The organism is Pseudarthrobacter defluvii (assembly GCF_030816725.1).
In the GTDB taxonomy this organism is placed as follows: Bacteria; Actinomycetota; Actinomycetes; order Actinomycetales; family Micrococcaceae; genus Arthrobacter; species Arthrobacter defluvii_A.
Genome location: NZ_JAUSYG010000001.1, coordinates 2,968,231 through 2,983,328, shown reverse-complemented (window position 1 = coordinate 2,983,328; position 15,098 = coordinate 2,968,231). Strand labels below are relative to the sequence as shown.

The 15,098-nt window shown below is 67.4% G+C and carries 13 protein-coding genes; 8 read left to right on the top strand and 5 right to left on the bottom strand.

All coding sequences use genetic code 11. The features are described 5' to 3' along the window. Window positions 1–10: 10 nt before the first annotated feature. Genes QF031_RS13900 through QF031_RS13890 form a run of 3 tightly spaced genes read right to left on the bottom strand, consistent with a single transcriptional unit; the run spans window position 11 to window position 3,448 of the window. A complete protein-coding gene (locus QF031_RS13900; RefSeq protein WP_307429149.1) occupies window positions 11–1,660 on the bottom strand; it encodes an LCP family protein in 1,650 nt (549 codons plus the stop codon). 10 nt (window positions 1,661–1,670) lie between these two features. Beyond that, window positions 1,671–2,255 (bottom strand): 5-(carboxyamino)imidazole ribonucleotide mutase, encoded by a 585-nt coding sequence (gene purE, locus QF031_RS13895; protein WP_307429146.1) that lies wholly within the window; start codon window positions 2,253–2,255, stop codon window positions 1,671–1,673. Further along, the gene (locus QF031_RS13890) at window positions 2,252–3,448 is read right to left on the bottom strand and encodes a 5-(carboxyamino)imidazole ribonucleotide synthase (RefSeq protein ID WP_307429143.1); all 1,197 of its coding nucleotides are present in this window, start codon (window positions 3,446–3,448) and stop codon (window positions 2,252–2,254) included. Before QF031_RS13890 ends, purE begins: the two co-directional genes overlap by 4 nt. Window positions 3,449–3,621: 173 nt before the next feature. Here QF031_RS13890 and QF031_RS13885 point away from each other — a divergent pair, with 173 nt between their 5' ends. Continuing rightward, window positions 3,622–4,182: a GtrA family protein gene (locus QF031_RS13885; protein WP_307429139.1), complete on the top strand. Its 561-nt coding sequence runs from the start codon at window positions 3,622–3,624 to the stop codon at window positions 4,180–4,182. Between the two features lie 12 nt (window positions 4,183–4,194). Here the strand turns inward: QF031_RS13885 and QF031_RS13880 are convergent, their stop codons facing one another. Next, entirely contained in the window at window positions 4,195–4,896 is a 702-nt protein-coding gene (locus tag QF031_RS13880; RefSeq protein ID WP_307429136.1) for a TIGR03089 family protein, read from the bottom strand. A 389-nt stretch (window positions 4,897–5,285) separates the two neighbouring features. Between QF031_RS13880 and QF031_RS13875 the strand changes: the two genes are divergently transcribed. From QF031_RS13875 to QF031_RS13865, 3 genes are read left to right on the top strand one after another with little or no spacing between them, the layout of a single operon-like run. Continuing rightward, window positions 5,286–5,816, top strand: a complete 531-nt coding sequence (locus tag QF031_RS13875; protein ID WP_307429133.1) for a WhiB family transcriptional regulator — start codon at window positions 5,286–5,288, stop codon at window positions 5,814–5,816. Window positions 5,817–5,845: 29 nt separating this feature from the next. Continuing rightward, window positions 5,846–9,220 (top strand): glycosyltransferase family 2 protein, encoded by a 3,375-nt coding sequence (locus tag QF031_RS13870; RefSeq protein ID WP_370874516.1) that lies wholly within the window; start codon window positions 5,846–5,848, stop codon window positions 9,218–9,220. Further along, window positions 9,213–10,919 (top strand): DUF5719 family protein, encoded by a 1,707-nt coding sequence (locus QF031_RS13865; RefSeq protein WP_307429130.1) that lies wholly within the window; start codon window positions 9,213–9,215, stop codon window positions 10,917–10,919. The genes QF031_RS13870 and QF031_RS13865 overlap by 8 nt, the downstream gene beginning before the upstream one ends. Window positions 10,920–10,928: 9 nt before the next feature. On the opposite strand, the gene QF031_RS13860 is transcribed toward QF031_RS13865, so the two are convergent. Then, window positions 10,929–11,441: a metallopeptidase family protein gene (locus tag QF031_RS13860; RefSeq protein WP_307429127.1), complete on the bottom strand. Its 513-nt coding sequence runs from the start codon at window positions 11,439–11,441 to the stop codon at window positions 10,929–10,931. A gap of 119 nt (window positions 11,442–11,560) precedes the next feature. On the opposite strand from QF031_RS13860, the gene QF031_RS13855 reads away from it, so the two are divergent. From QF031_RS13855 to QF031_RS13840, 4 genes are all read left to right on the top strand, one after another. Next, window positions 11,561–11,947: a DUF3499 domain-containing protein gene (locus QF031_RS13855; protein WP_307429124.1), complete on the top strand. Its 387-nt coding sequence runs from the start codon at window positions 11,561–11,563 to the stop codon at window positions 11,945–11,947. A 78-nt stretch (window positions 11,948–12,025) separates the two neighbouring features. Further along, a complete protein-coding gene (locus QF031_RS13850) occupies window positions 12,026–12,253 on the top strand; it encodes a Trm112 family protein (protein ID WP_307433356.1) in 228 nt (75 codons plus the stop codon). 75 nt (window positions 12,254–12,328) lie between these two features. Continuing rightward, window positions 12,329–13,795, top strand: a complete 1,467-nt coding sequence (gene ahcY / locus QF031_RS13845; RefSeq protein ID WP_307429122.1) for an adenosylhomocysteinase — start codon at window positions 12,329–12,331, stop codon at window positions 13,793–13,795. Window positions 13,796–13,859: 64 nt separating this feature from the next. Beyond that, entirely contained in the window at window positions 13,860–15,098 is a 1,239-nt protein-coding gene (locus QF031_RS13840) for a L,D-transpeptidase (protein ID WP_307429119.1), read from the top strand.

The window sequence follows — 15,098 nt, the reverse complement described above, 5'->3', positions numbered from 1 at the left end:
CTGGTTCCCGCTAGAGCGGCGCGCACTGTCCGTTGGTTGCCACGAGCTGGCGGATGGCCTCTTCGTTGCCTTCGAGTTTGAGCTGGGTGAGCATCTCTTCGGTGATCGGCTCGCCGTCGGGCGTGGTGGTCACCGGGGTAAAGTCCGACGGCGAGGGCTGCTGCACAGCGTTGCCGCCAGAGGGCAGGGTGGCGGGGACAGCCCCGGCCGCCTGGACATGCCCGGCGCCTGCCTGTGGAACTGACGATTCGTCGTCGGGAATTCCCAGAGACTGGGCACCCTTGGCGGACGCCGACGTGAGCAGCTGGTCCACCCGCCCATGGATCTGGTCGAAGTCGGGGTTCGTGGAGAACGACGGGTCAAAGTCCGGCGGTCCGATGGTCAGCCGCTTGACGTCCTTGCCCCGTGCCTTGATGGCGAGGTCCAGGAAGCTGCCCAGCTGGGCGGAGGAGATGTTGGACTCCACCACCTTGGTGCCGGCGCTGGCGATGTCCTCGAACTTGGACAGCAGGGTGGCCGGATCAAGCTGTTTCAGCATTGCCTGCTGCACGCACTGCTGGCGCTGGATCCGGGAGTAATCATCAACGTATTCGCGCGACCGCCCGTACCAGAGCGCCTGCGCGCCGTTGAGCGTCTGGTCACCGGCAGGAATCCACCCGAGCGGCATCCCGTGTGTCTTGGTGGCCTCGTCGAAGTAGCCGCTCATGGGTACCCAGCCGCCGGCCTTGATCCGGATGCCGCCCATCGCGTCGATCAGCGTGGAGAAGCCCTGCATGTCAACCAGGACGTAGGCCTGGATCTGCATGCCCAGTGTTCCGGAGACGGCTTCCATGGTTGCCTGCGCGCCGGGGTCTGCCACGCCAGGGTAGAGGTCGGCATGCTCGTTGGTGACCTCGGTGTTGATGGCATTGATGAGGCATTCGTCGCCGCAGTCGTAGCCGTCCGGGTAAAGCGAACGCATGGGCGAGCCCTCGCTGAACTGCGCGTTCTGGAAGTTCCGGGGGACGGAAATGATGGCCGTCTGGCCGGTCTGGGCGTCCACGCTCAGGACGGAGAGGCTGTCCGGGCGGCGGCCCGTGCGGTCATCGCCGGCGTCGCCGCCCATCATGAGGAAGTTGTAGCGCCCGTCCACGGGTTTGATCGCGGGGCCGGACGAGAAGATGTTGCCGATTGCGTTGCGGCCCACGTTCAACAGGTACGCGGCGTAGCCCATGGAGCCGCTGCCCAGGACCAGCGCCACCACAAGGGCTATGCCGACGGCGGGGCGCGCCTTCGGTGCGAGGAGGACAGGGCGGATGAGCCTCAGGGTGTTGAGGAACAGGAACGCCCAGCCGAGGGCCAGTGCCGCCAGCAGGACCACCAGCACCAGCGAAGTAAACGGGTTGGTGACGGTGTTGATGACCAGGGTCCGGTCCAGCAGGAGCAGGATCGCCCCCAGTAGCAGGACGGCCCATACGCAGAGCGTGATGCGCAGCGCCGTTCGCCCCAGCTTCCGGTCGCCCGCCACCAACTGTGCGCTGCCCGGTACCAGGAGCGTCAGCAGGACCAGCACGAAGGCGCGCTTGGTGCGGACTGCGGGGGAGGCGCTGACCGGGTGGCGGACCGGGTCTGTCAGGGACGCGCCGGAGCCGGGGGTGAGGACGCTGCTGCTGCTGGCCATGCCCGCCGCCCTAACGGCTGCCCCGAAGAGCGCTGGAGGCGTCCGGGAAGACCTCACTTACTTTCTGCCTCAGGTTCGCGCCCTTGCGGGAGGCGACGGCGTTGAGGTCGGCGGCGAAGTCGAGGAGGTCCGCCCGCAGTGAGGCAGCGAGTTCGTCGGTGCCGGACGCGAGCATCCGCACGGCCAGCAGCCCGGCGTTGCGCGCTCCGGCGATGGACACCGTGGCTACCGGGACGCCCGCCGGCATCTGGACGATGGACAGGAGTGAGTCCATCCCGTCAAGGGTCTTCAGGGGAACCGGGACCCCGATCACTGGCAGCGGCGTGACGCTGGCGAGCATGCCGGGCAGGTGGGCGGCTCCGCCGGCGCCGGCGATGATGACCCGCAGGCCGCGTTCGTGCGCCGTCTGGCCGTACCGGATCATCTCCGTGGGCATCCGGTGGGCTGAGACGACATCCGCTTCAAACGGGATGCCGAATTCAGCCAGGGCGTCTGCCGCGGCCTCCATGACCGGCCAGTCCGAGTCGGAACCCATGACCAGGCCCACCAGCGGGCCGGTGCCTGACGCGGCGGCGGGGGTGGCTTCGGCGCTCATGCCTTCTCCTCGAAAATTGCGGCGGGTTCTTCGGTGGGGGCCCGTCCGTCACGGATGATGCCGGCCACGGCTGTGGCCCGGCGGCGGACCGAATCCACCTCCGCAGTGGAACTTCCCACCAGGTTGACGTGGCCGATCTTACGTCCCGGCCGGACGGATTTGCCGTAACAGTGCACTTTTGCTGCCGGTTCGGCGGCCAGCGCCATGGGGTAGGCGGAGTACAGGTCCTGGTTTTCCCCGCCCAGGAAGTTCTTCATCACCGTCACGGGCGCCAGGGCATCGGTGGCCCCCAGGGGCAGGTTCAGGACGGCCCGGAGGTGCTGTTCGAACTGGCTGGTAATGGCCCCGTCCTGGGTCCAATGGCCCGTGTTGTGCGGCCGCATGGCCAGTTCGTTGATCAGGAACCCGGCACCGCTGCCGGGGGTTTCGAAGAGTTCCACGGCAAGGACGCCGGTCACGTCCAGTTCGGCGGCAATGCGCAGGGCTGCATCCTCGGCGGCAGCGGCAACTTCCAGCGGGATGTCCATCGCGGGTGCAATCACCTCGTCGCAGACGCCGTCCACCTGGATGGTGTGGACCACCGGCCAGGCGCGCGCTTCGCCGTCGGGAGTGCGGGCCACGAGTGCCGAGAGTTCGCGCGTGAATTCAACTTTTGCCTCGGCCAGCAGGGGACTCATGGCGGCGAACCAGTCAGCTGCCTCTGCAGCCTCCTCCGCTGAGGCAACGATCCTCACGCCCTTGCCGTCATAGCCGCCGCGGGGCGTTTTCAGGACAATGGGCCAGCCGGTTTCGTCACCGAAGCGCACCAGCGCCTCAACGTCCGCCACGGAGGCCCAAGCGGGGTTGGGCAGTTCCAGCCGGTCGATGGCCGCACGCATGACCAGTTTGTCCTGGGCATGGACCAGGGCATCCGGTCCGGGCTGGACGTTGACCCCGGCCTCCTGCAGGGCGCGCAGGTGGTCCGTGGGCACGTGCTCATGGTCGAAGGTCATCACATCCAGGCCCTTGGAAAACTCAAGCAGGGTCTGCAGGTCCTTGTAATCGCCCACTGGCGTGGCAGGTACTGCGGACACTGCGGAGACGTCCTCGCCCTCGGCGAGGACCCGGAGTTCAAAGCCGAGTGCTGTAGCTGCAGGGGCCATCATTCGCGCAAGCTGGCCGCCGCCAACCACGCCTATCACTGGAAAAGTCACATGTGCCAGCCTACCGAAGACAGGGGGAATGACGCTTTTACGTCCCGGCGGGGGAGCGACATTTTCGGCTGCCCGGGCATCCGCTCCTGCTTCCGCGGGGCCGGTTTAAGCTTTGGGGGCTAAAATGGACCCTTGGCCGAGCGGCCCACATTTCGTCACGGCCATGGAGGGTCATGTTTACCGCACTTTCAGATCGTATCCGGGGGCTCGCCTCACTCTTCTGGCGTGAGGTGGCGAAGTTCGGTGCGGTGGGCGGTGTGGCATTCGTCATCGACAACGGCCTGACCTACTACCTGATGCACGGCCCGATGTCCGACAGCGAGGCAAAGGCCCGCTTTGTGGGCGCCACCGTGGCCACCGTTTTCTCGTGGGTTGCAAACCGCTTCTGGACCTTCCGCCACCGCCGCCAGGCCAACGTCCTCCGCGAGTTCGCCATGTTCGTCCTCATCAACGGGATCGGCATCGGCATCTCCACCGGATTCACGGCCCTGGCCAAATACGGCATGGGCATCGACAACAAGAACCTGCTGTTCCTTGCCGGCGTGGTGGGCATCCTGGTTGCCACAGTGGTGCGCTTCTTCGCCTACCGCTTCCTGGTGTTCAACCAGGAACTGGACCAGGAGCCGGAGTTCTCCCACGACCACGAAATCATCGAGGGCCACCCGCACAGGCAGCCCGCACGTGCCGCCGAGCGCCCGGCGCCAACTTCGGCCGACGGCGGCCCGCAGGCCTAGGGCCTGCGGCTGCTACTTCCCGTGGATGCGTTCGTCCGCCATCAGTTTGGCGGTCAGCGCCACATCCGGATGCGTCAGCACCACGGAGCCGTTCTGGTGCCAGGCTCCCAGCGCATTCGCCAGGACAGCTTCAAGCCCTGCGTCGGCAGGAACGTGCAGCCGGACGCCCTCGGTGTGCGCCACGGCAAAACCGGTGATCAGGTCACGGTGCAGGACGCTTAGTTCCTGGCTGGTCAGCACGGCACGGCTGGACGGATCCGGATCGGCGTGCGGCATGAACACATCCCCGTGGGACCGCACCTCGGCGGCATAATCCAGGCAGCCGGCAGGAAGATCGCCGCCCCAGCGCATGGCGAGAGCCGGAAGTGCGACGGCGATGACGGCGTCGTACTGTCCTTCCGACCCGGCGGGGTCGTCGGTGGCAAGGAAGTCGGCCGGTCCGCCGTCGAGCACTGTTTCCAGCCCCAGCTGCCAGGCCGCCAGCGCCCAGACCAGTGCCTTCCAATGGGCTGGAAGTGCAAGCCGGAGCCGCATGCCTGGTTCCGCATCCAGCTCGTCCTGCAGCAGGTTGCTGGTCTTGGCAACCCAGTTGTCCAGGACCCGGCCCGACAGCTCCACCCGTTCGGAATCGGGCCCGTACCAGGTCAGGCGTGGTGCCGTGGAGTTGCCCGAGCGGAGGCCGGCCGTGAGTTCGAGTGCGGGAATTGTTGTCATGCGTTCATCCTGCCACTGTCCGGTTTGCCCGTGATCGCCCCGCTCGTCCCGGTTGCCGCTGAAACGCGGGCTGTGAGCTTAATCACTCCGACTGCTAAGCCTGCTTGCTATTTCCGCGGAGAGAGGGTATTTTCCCCGCCGTTACACGGGATCGGCGGCCCATCTGCCGCAAAAGAGGAGGCTTGGCCCTCCGCCGCGCCGGTGCGCGGGGAAATCCCGGGCGTGGCGTACGCAAATTTCCAAGCTGCCACTGTCTATTATCCCGGCAACGGCTTGACTCACCCTAGTTACACACGTGTAATTAGGTATCTAGAGCAATTGCGTAAATACCGGCACACAACCGAGTGTCCACGTATCCAGGCAATGGCTGAAACATCAGGAGGGGCGCCGTGGGGCAAGCAGAGCGTATCCAGGAAGACGCCGTCGTGGCCGGCCAGGCAACGGCACGTTACCGTGCGCGGGGGGTGCCGAGCGATTGGTACGTGGATCCCGCTGATCCTGATGCTGCGGAGCGGTACAACAGGAATTCCACCAGCATCCTCGAGGACCAGGCCACCGCGTTCCTCGCGGCCCACGAGGCCTTCCTCGACGGCGGCGCCGAGCCGGAGGACGAGCTGGATCCGCCCATGGAACTGGCCGCCGGCACCACCCAGCCGGTGTGGATCGGACTGCCGCTGCAACAGGATTTCGACGACGAAGGCGAGCTGGGCTGGCAGACTGACGCTTTGTGCGCCCAGACAGATCCGGAAGCCTTCTTCCCCGAAAAGGGCGGCTCCACCCGCGATGCCAAGAAGGTCTGTGGGGCCTGCAATGTCCGGTCGCAGTGCCTGGAGTACGCGCTGGCCAATGACGAACGGTTCGGCATCTGGGGAGGCCTTTCCGAGCGTGAGCGCCGGCGGCTAAGGAAGCGAGCAATCTAATTCTTCAGGATGTCCATGTCACTGCCGTTGTGGTTGCCCACAACGGCAGTGCTTATCTGCACAGAACCCTTTCAGCCCTGGCGTCCCAAACCCGGCCCGTTGACCAGGCCGTGGGTATGGACGCCGGTTCCAGCGACGACTCCGGCCGCCTCCTCCGGGAGGCCCTGGGTGACGCCCGCGTTCTCAGCCACACCCGGAACAAGGGCGGCATGGGCGCCGCAGTCTCCGCGGCACTCGCCGAACTGGTGCCCGTCCGCGGTGACGGCGGCGGTGGAAGGACGGAGTGGATCTGGCTGCTGCACGACGACGCAGCGCCGGCGCCGGAGGCCCTTGCCGAACTTTTGGGCGCCGTGGAGCGCGCACCGTCGGTAACCGTTGCCGGCTGCAAGCAACTGGACTGGCATTCGCCGCGGCGGCTCATCGACGTAGGGCTTTCCACGAGCCGGTGGGCCGAGCGTCTTACCCTGATCGATGCCGATGAAATGGACCAGGGCCAGTACGACGGCCGCACCGATACCTTTGCCGTCAACTCCGCCGGCATGCTGGTGCGCCGTGACGTCTGGGAGCAACTCGGCGGTTTCGACCCCGCCCTGCCGGGCAGCGGCGACGACGTCGACTTCTGCTGGCGGAACCGTCTGGCAGGCCACCGCGTGGTGGTGGTTCCCGCAGCACGGATGTTCCATGTGGCGCACCGGCCGCATGCGCTTGGAAACCCATCGGCGGCACGTAAGGCGCAGGTCCATCTGCGGCTGAAGCACAGCCCCCTGTGGATGGTGCCTGTCCATGGCATCGGCGCCCTGCTGGGCAGCCTCTTCAAGTTGGTCCTGAGCATCGTGGTGAAGGACCCGGGCCACGGAATTTCCCAGCTTCTTGCCACCTGCGCTGCGCTGGGCAGGCCAGGCGCCGTGGCAAAGGCGCGCCGGGCAGCCAAACGGACGCGGCGAATCCGCCGGTCCGTCATCCGCAAGCTCCAGACCCCCCGCCGGGAGGTGTGGAGCCACCGCCGGTCACTGATGGAGGCGCTGGGATCCGACGGGTCCGGCGCCGACCACCTTGTGCAGGACCCCCTCGCGCACCAGCCCACCGGGGACGCCGCAGATGATTTCGCCGCCCTGGCCACCAGCAAACGCGGATGGGTGGGCAACGGTGCGCTGGCCGCCGTCATCATTGCCTCCGTGGCCTCGCTCCTGGCACTCGCGGGACTGTTCCGCGCCGGCGCCGTAACCGGCGGCGCCCTGATTCCTGTCTCCGCCCGCCTGGGCGACATCTGGCACAACGCCTCCACGTGGTGGATCAGCCTCGGAGCGGGCGTTCCCGGCCACGGGGACCCCTTTGACTACGTCCTGTGGATCATCGGAGTCCTGGGCGGAGGCGACGCCAACCCGGCGATGGCCTGGCTGCTCCTGCTGGGCGCCCCGCTGTCCGGCCTCACCGCATGGTTCGCGGCCGGCGGGGTGACTGTACGCCGCCGGCTGCGCCTGGTGGCGGCGCTCTTCTGGGCAGCGGCCCCGGCACTCCAGGCCGCACTTAACCAGGGGCGGGCAGGGGCACTCTTTGCGCACATCATGCTGCCGCTGGTGGTCCTGGGCCTGCTTCGGGCCACGGGATCCGCGGTGGGCCACGGCCCCTATGACGCCGCTGCTTCATCTGCCGACAGCTCCACCGACCAGCCGCCGGCCAAGCCGGGGATCAATGGCATGCCGTCGTGGACCGCAGCTGCGGCTGCGGGCCTTGCGCTGGCCGTCACTACTGCTGCTGCCCCCTCCCTGCTGGTCCCGGCCACCGTGGTCGTCGTGCTCGCCGGACTGCTGCTGGGGCGGCGCGGGCGGACCGTGTGGTGGGCGCTGTTGCCCCCCGCGGCCCTGTTTATCCCGTTTGCGCTGTCTACGCTCGACCGGCCGCGCGCCATCCTGGCAGACCCAGGGCTGCCGCTGGGGTTCGACGCTGCCCCGCTGTGGCAGCAGATCCTGGGCCAGCCCCTATCCTTCGATCCTGCCGCCGGCCTGCAAGGACTGGCAGCTTTCACCGGAGGCACCGTGCCGTGGGCCCTGCTGCTCGCGCTGCTCATCGCCGGGCCGGTGCTGCTCCTTGCGATGGTGGGACTCTTCAGCGCGGGGCGCCGGGCGCGGACCGCCAGGTGCTTCTGGATTGCGGCGGTCATCGCGCTGGCCAGCGGATGGGTCACCAGCCATGTCGCCACCGGGTTCAACACAGGCGTCCTGGTGACGCCTTTCACCGGACCGGCAGTGTCCGCCGTGTCCTTTGCCCTGCTGGCTGCTGCACTCCTCGGATCCGAACAACTCCTGTCCACGACCGACCGGCTATCCGGCACTGCGGCGAAGACCGGAAGGGCAAGGCGTGCCGGACTGGCGCTGGGCCTGGTGGTGTTGCTGGCAGGACCCCTGGCCGGGATGGCTGCCTGGTCCGCGCAGAACCTGCTGCGACCCGCCGGAAGCGCCGCCATCCAGCCTTCTTCACCCCAGGGGGCCAACCCCGTCTCAGCACCAGAAACTGCGGGGAATGAAGGTGCGCTGGGCACCCCGCGGCTGGTGGAGGCCTCCACCGGCCGGTCCCTTCCTGCCACCGCCGTGGATCGGGGGACCGGGCCGGAACAGACACGGACACTACTGCTCAGTACGGGAGAAGGCGGCACCTTCAGCGCGTCATTGATGCGCGGGTCCGGCACCACGCTGGACAGCCTCTCGGCCATCGCTTCAGCACGCAGCATCATCGGCCCGCCCGGTGCGGAGGAGGTGCGCGGCGACGACGACGTCACCGCAGCTCTCCGCCGCGTGGTGGCCACCCTGGTGGCGGGGCAGGGCGTGGATCCCCGCGGCGACCTGGAACAGCTCGGCGTTGGATTCGTCGTGCTGCGCGCCGCGGACACCGCAGCCCAGCTCACCGCCAGCCGGATGGATGCAGTCCCCGGCCTGGTGGCCGTCGGGCAGACCGACGTTGGCTGGCTGTGGCGCATCAGTCCGCTGAACCAGCCAGCTCTCCAGGCTGCCGACGTGGCCCACCGCGTCCGGATTGTGGATTCCCGCGGCGCGGCCACGGCTTTGGTCGCCTCCGGGACGGATGGGGTTGACGCCGCCGTTCCGGCGGGGCCGGAAGGCCGCCTGGTGGTACTTGCCGAGCGGGCTGATCCCGGCTGGAGCGCCTGGCTCGATGGCCGGAAGCTGACCTCCACCGCCGCCGGGTGGTCCCAGGCCTTCACCCTTCCGGCGTCGCCCGGCCAGCTGACGGTCCGCTACGAAAGCCCGTGGTCGTTCTGGGCAGCAGCCGCCCAAATCACCGTGATAGGGCTGACTGCCATCCTGGCAATTCCCATGCCGGCCCGACGTCCGCGGACCGGTCTCTCGCGTGACGAGGGCTCCCTGCGTAAGGAACACCAACATGCATGAGCACACCCCACCGGCTGCCGACGAGGCTCCGACAAAGGGAGGGAAGCTGCCGCAGGCGGGAAAGGCGGCCGGAACGGGAGCCGGCGAAGGCAGGGAAAAGTCGGGCCGTGGTGCCACCCGGGTGCCGGTCGGAAAGGTGCGGGCAGCATCCGTGGCCGGAGTTGCGGCAGGCGTCCTCATCCTTGCCGGCGGCGGAGCGCTGGTGGCTGGAGGGTCGCTGATGGCGGCGCCGGAATCCAGCCGGACAGTGCCGGCGGCGGAAGCCGCCGTCCCGGCAGGAGCCAGCCTTGGCGTCTGCCCCGGCCCTGCGCGGCTGCTGGAGGGCACCGACGCCGGTACCGACGCGCAGTTCCGGCCCGAGTCCGCCACCGCGGCAACCAGGGTCAGTGCCGCCGTTCTCAGCGCCGGAGGCGTGCTCCCGGGGAGCCGGCTCGCGCGACTGGACGGAACGGCCGGCGTCGACATCTCCAAGGACCCTGGTCCGGCCCCCACGGCCGCAGCGCCCCAGGAGCTTCTTGCCGGAGTAGCCGCGGATCGGGCGGTGGACCAGGTAAGCGTGCTGACCGCCAACGCCGTGGCAAACCAGAATGCATCCGCCGCAGGCGCCATGAAGTACACCGCCAGGGACGGCGACCTGCAGGGAAGCGCCGCTGCCACCTGCGGTCAACCTTCGAACGACCAATGGCTGGCCGGTGCCGGCACCACGGTTGGACGCACTTCCGTGCTCGCCCTGACCAATGCCTCCAGCACCCCGGCCACGGTGAGCCTGGAATTGTTTGGTGCCGGCGGGCAGGTCCAGGCGCCGGGCAGCCGCGGCCTGCTGGTTGCCCCCGGCACCACCCGCAGCGTGGTCCTCGCCGGCCTGGCACCCAACGAGGCCAGCCTCACGGTGCACGTCCGCAGCGCCGGCGGTCCGGTTGCCGCCTCCATCCAGCAGAGCGTCCTGCGCGGCCTCACTCCGGGCGGTGTGGACTTCATCACCCCGGGCACTGCTCCGTCCGTCCGCCAGGTGATGACGGGCGTGGACATCCAGGACCCCGCGGGGACCGCTGCCCTGACAGCACAGCCCGGCTATAAGGATGCCGGGCCCGCCCTCGAGCTCACCGTTCCCGGCGCGTCAGATGCAGTGGTGGAGATCAAGCTGTATGGGCGGGATGGCCAGCACGCGCTTCCCTCCGGCGGCGTCATCACCGCGAAGGCCGGGTCCACCACTGAGGTGTCCCTGGCCGGTGTGCCCGCCGGGCAGTACACCGTGGCGGCCTCGTCCGATGTCTCCTTTGTCGCCGCAGCGCGCATGGGCCGCGGGCTGCAGCCGGGGCAGCCCTTGGACGTTGCCTGGGCACCGTCGGCCGTGCGGCTTGGGAGCCAGCACGTGGTTCCCGTCCCGAAGGGCGGCCTTCGCCAGTTGGTGTTTGGGGCCCTGGACGCCCGGGCCACCATCACGTACGCGCCCATCACGGCTGATGGAAAGGTGCGGGCAGGCGCCACCGCCGACATCGCGGGCGGAACAACCGCGTCCATCACCATTCCTGAGCAGGCCGATGGTGCCGACGTTGTGGGCTATGTGGTCTCCGCGTCCGGTGACGCCGCCTATGGCGCGGTACTGGTGGGGCAGGACGGGCGCAACGACATCTCAACCCTGGCGTTCCTTGCTGCCGCTGCCGGCCAGGAAACGGTGCCCGTCACGCTGGGCTACTAGGTCCCGCTTTCAGTAGCGGCGGCGGTACACGGGGTCCAGCGTCTCCGGCGCAACGCCCAGCATTTCCGCCGTGTGCTCAACCACCACGTCATGGACCAGGTCCTGAAGCTCTTCCACGCTGGAGCATGCCTGTTCCACCACCCGCCGGTACACGGTGATGGTGGGCCCGTCATCGCCCGCGGCGGGGTTGTAGGCGCCCATCGGTGCGGGGGCCGCGTTGGCAGCCAGTTGCTCAAGGTCCGGCGGGATCTCGTCCACGCCGAACCTGACGCCGTCGAGCGTTTTGCCCCAGATGTCGTGCAGCCGCTGCGCGGAATCCAGCACCATGTCGTCGAAACGGTCGCCGCGGGTCCGGTAGCCCGGGTGCGCGGGCAACATCACCTCGCCGCGAAGGCCGCGCCCGTGGCGGTTCCGGCGCCGCCTGAAAAAGCTCCTGCCGGCGGTCTCCATGCCCGTTGCCGCTGGGGCATCCGGGTCAGCCAACCGGACCGAAAAACCTGATTCATGGTTCGATGACTGCATACATCGACTGTAAACCCGGGGGAGGATTTACGCGATACATCCTCCCGGCTGCACCGGACGCGTCTCCTCGGACGGACAATGCGCGGGATCCGGGCGGGGAAGGGGTAGTCTGTGATGTCGTGGGAGCTATCCGTCAGTGTTCAAGGTCTGCCTGCCGCCAGTCGGCGGTAGCCACCCTGACGTACGTATATGCAGACTCCACCGCTGTCCTGGGGCCGTTGGCCACGTACGCGGAGCCGCACTGCTACGACCTCTGCGAGCAGCACGCTGATTCGTTGACAGTTCCCCGCGGTTGGGAAGTGCTGCGCCTGGCAATGCCGTCCAGTCCGCAGCAGCCCGGCCCCGATGACCTGCTGGCCCTCGCAAATGCCGTGCGTGACGCCGCGGCGCTCCCTCCGGAAGAGCAAGCGCCCGCCCAGCGGGGCCACCATTCCGCCCTGGAAGCTCCGGCCGGCGCTGAAGGGGCACGCCGCGGCCACCTGCGGGTCCTCCGGGAACCTTCCTGACCCATCTGGCGGTACGCTGGAGGCTGCACATCTTTTCCGCTACCGGCGCGAGCGCGCCCGCCAGGGAGCATGAACCAAATGCCAAAGATCAGCCCCGAGCTGTTGTCCGTCCTGCGTTGCCCCGTGACCGGGTCGCCCCTGGTCCAGGAGGGGGAAGAGCTGGTGGCCACCGCCGCCGGGGAGACGGGCGCCAGGAACCGGTACGCCATCGAGGACGGGATCCCTCTGCTGCTGCCTCCGGAACTGCTGGCCGCAGCAGCCTCCGCAGGTTCTGACCAGCACGATCCCGCTGCAGCAGGGCAATAATCTACCTGCATTCGCCCGCACGGAAACAGCAGAACGGGGACTGGACCAGGACCCGGACCAAGCAAAGGACCACCCATGACTTTTGAGTACAAGGTTGCCGACATCTCCCTGGCGGAAGCCGGCCGCCACCAGATCCGCCTTGCGGAGCACGAAATGCCCGGCCTGATGTCCCTCCGCGAGGAATTCGGTCCCTCCCAGCCGCTTAAGGGTGCCCGGATCGCCGGTTCCCTGCACATGACCGTCCAGACAGCGGTGCTGATCGAGACCCTCACAGCGCTGGGTGCCGAGGTCCGCTGGGCTTCCTGCAACATCTTCTCCACCCAGGACGAGGCCGCGGCGGCCGTGGTGGTGGGCAAGGGCACCGTCGAAGACCCGCAGGGCGTGCCCGTGTTCGCCTGGAAGGGCGAGACCCTCGAGGAATACTGGTGGACGGCCGAGCAGATCCTCACCTGGCCCGGCGCCGAGTCCAACCCGGAACTGGGCCCCAACATGATTCTTGACGACGGCGGCGACGCCACCATGCTGGTTCACAAGGGTGTGGAGTTCGAGGCAGTGGGCAACGTTCCCTCCGCTGGCCCCGAGGATTCCGAAGAGTACGGCATCTTCCTTGACGTCCTCCGCCGGTCCCTTGCCGCTGATGCGAAGAAGTGGACCCGGACGGCAGCGACGATCAGGGGCGTCAGCGAGGAAACCACCACCGGCGTCCACCGCCTCTACCAGCTGGCCGACCAGGGCAGGCTGCTGTTCCCCGCCATCAACGTCAACGACTCCGTGACCAAGAGCAAGTTCGACAACAAGTACGGCATCCGCCACTCCCTGCCGGACGGCATCAACCGTGCCACCGATGTGCTCATGGGCGGCAAGGTGGCAGTCGTCTGCGGCTACGGCGACGTTGGCAAGGGCGCGGCGGAAGCACTCCGCGGCCAGGGCTCACGCGTCATTGTCACCGAAATCGATCCCATCTGTGCGCTTCAGGCGGCCATGGACGGCTACCAGGTGGCCAAGCTGGAATCGGTCCTGGCCCAGGGCGACATCTTCATCACCACCACCGGCAACAAGGACGTCATCCTTGCCGAACACATGGCATGCATGAAGAACAAGGCCATCGTGGGCAACATCGGCCATTTCGACAATGAAATCGACATCGCAGGCCTGGCCCGGATTCCCGGCGTGAAGAAAGTCGAAATCAAGCCGCAGGTCCACGAGTGGGTCTTCGACGAAGGCACGGGTACCGAGCGCTCGATCATCGTCCTGTCCGAGGGCCGGCTGCTCAACCTGGGCAACGCCACCGGCCACCCGTCCTTTGTCATGAGCAACTCGTTCGCCAACCAGACCATTGCGCAGATCGAACTGTGGACCAAGCGGGACCAGCACGAGTACGGGAACCAGGTCTATGTCCTGCCGAAGGTTCTGGATGAGAAGGTGGCCCGGTTGCACCTGGACGCCCTGGGTGTTGAGCTCACCGAGCTGACCAAGGAGCAGGCGGAATACCTGGACATCGACGCCGCAGGACCGTACAAGCCCGAGCACTATCGTTACTGAGATGTAAGGGCCCGGGCGCTGCCAAGCGCCCGGGCCGTTATCCGCTGCACGTAGGATCAAAAACATGGAGCCTGATGTAAAGCCCCGCAGCCGGGGGAAAGCCAAGAAAATACTTGCGGTGGTTGCCGTCTGTGTCCTGGCTGCCCTGGGCGGGGTTTTCGCCGCCGTCGCTCCGGGCCTTGCCGGCGGACCCCTGGAATCGGAAGCAGGTTCCGCGCTGCGCACATCGCCGGGCATCGCATCGCCCGTTGTCCCGCCGGTCAAGGTCGACGCCGCACCTGCCGACGGCGCCAAGCAGGTCAATCCCGCCGCGCCTGTTTCCCTGAAGGTGGGCAACGGGATCATCCAGCGCGTCACCCTCGCCAGCACTGCCGGAAAGACCATAGACGGCAGCATCGACGACGGCGGGACGTCGTGGTCGGCCACCGCGCCTTTGGAGTTCAACACCGAGTACAGCTACACCTACGTGGTCAAGGACTCTGCGGGGCGCGAAACAAGCACCACCCAGTCCTTCAACACCGTCTCCAGCTCCCACGAGGCAGACGCCGCCATCTACCCCCTCAACGGGATGAAGGTGGGTGTAGGCCAGCCCCTGCAGGTCATCTTCAGCGAGCCTGTGACCAACCGTGCTGCGGTGGAAAAAGCCATAAAAATCACCACCACGGCAGGGCAGACCGGGGCATTCCACTGGTACAGCGACACCATGGTCCGGTACCGCCCGGAGAACTTCTGGGCTGCCAACTCCACCGTCACCATGGACATGCAGCTCTTCGGCGTTGACCTCGGAAACGGGCAGATTGCCAACTTCAACAAGAAGGTGAACGTCGCCATCGGGGACAAGAAGGTGGCCGTGGCCGATGCCACGGCGCACACGTTCACGCTGAGCGTCAATGACCAGCCGGTTAAGACCCTGCCGGTCAGCATGGGGGACAAGCGATTCCCCTCGGCCAAGGGATTCGGGGTGCTGATGGAGAAGAACCGCTACGACCATTTCCGGGCGGCGAGTATCGGCCTGAAGCCGGACGACCCCGCCTATTATGGTGAGGTCGACGTCGAATACACCATCCGCCTTACCCTGAGCGGCGCCTACATCCACCAGGCACTCGAGTCCGCTTACCCGTACATCGGGAACGCCAACGTGTCCCACGGCTGCATCGGTTTCCTGCCTGACGGGGCGGCCTGGGTGTTCGACAACATGGGCACCGGTGACGTGGTCCAGATCATCAACACCGAAGGGGACTACGCGGCGAACACTGACGGGTTCGGCGACTGGAACATCCCGTGGGCTGAGTACGACAATTAG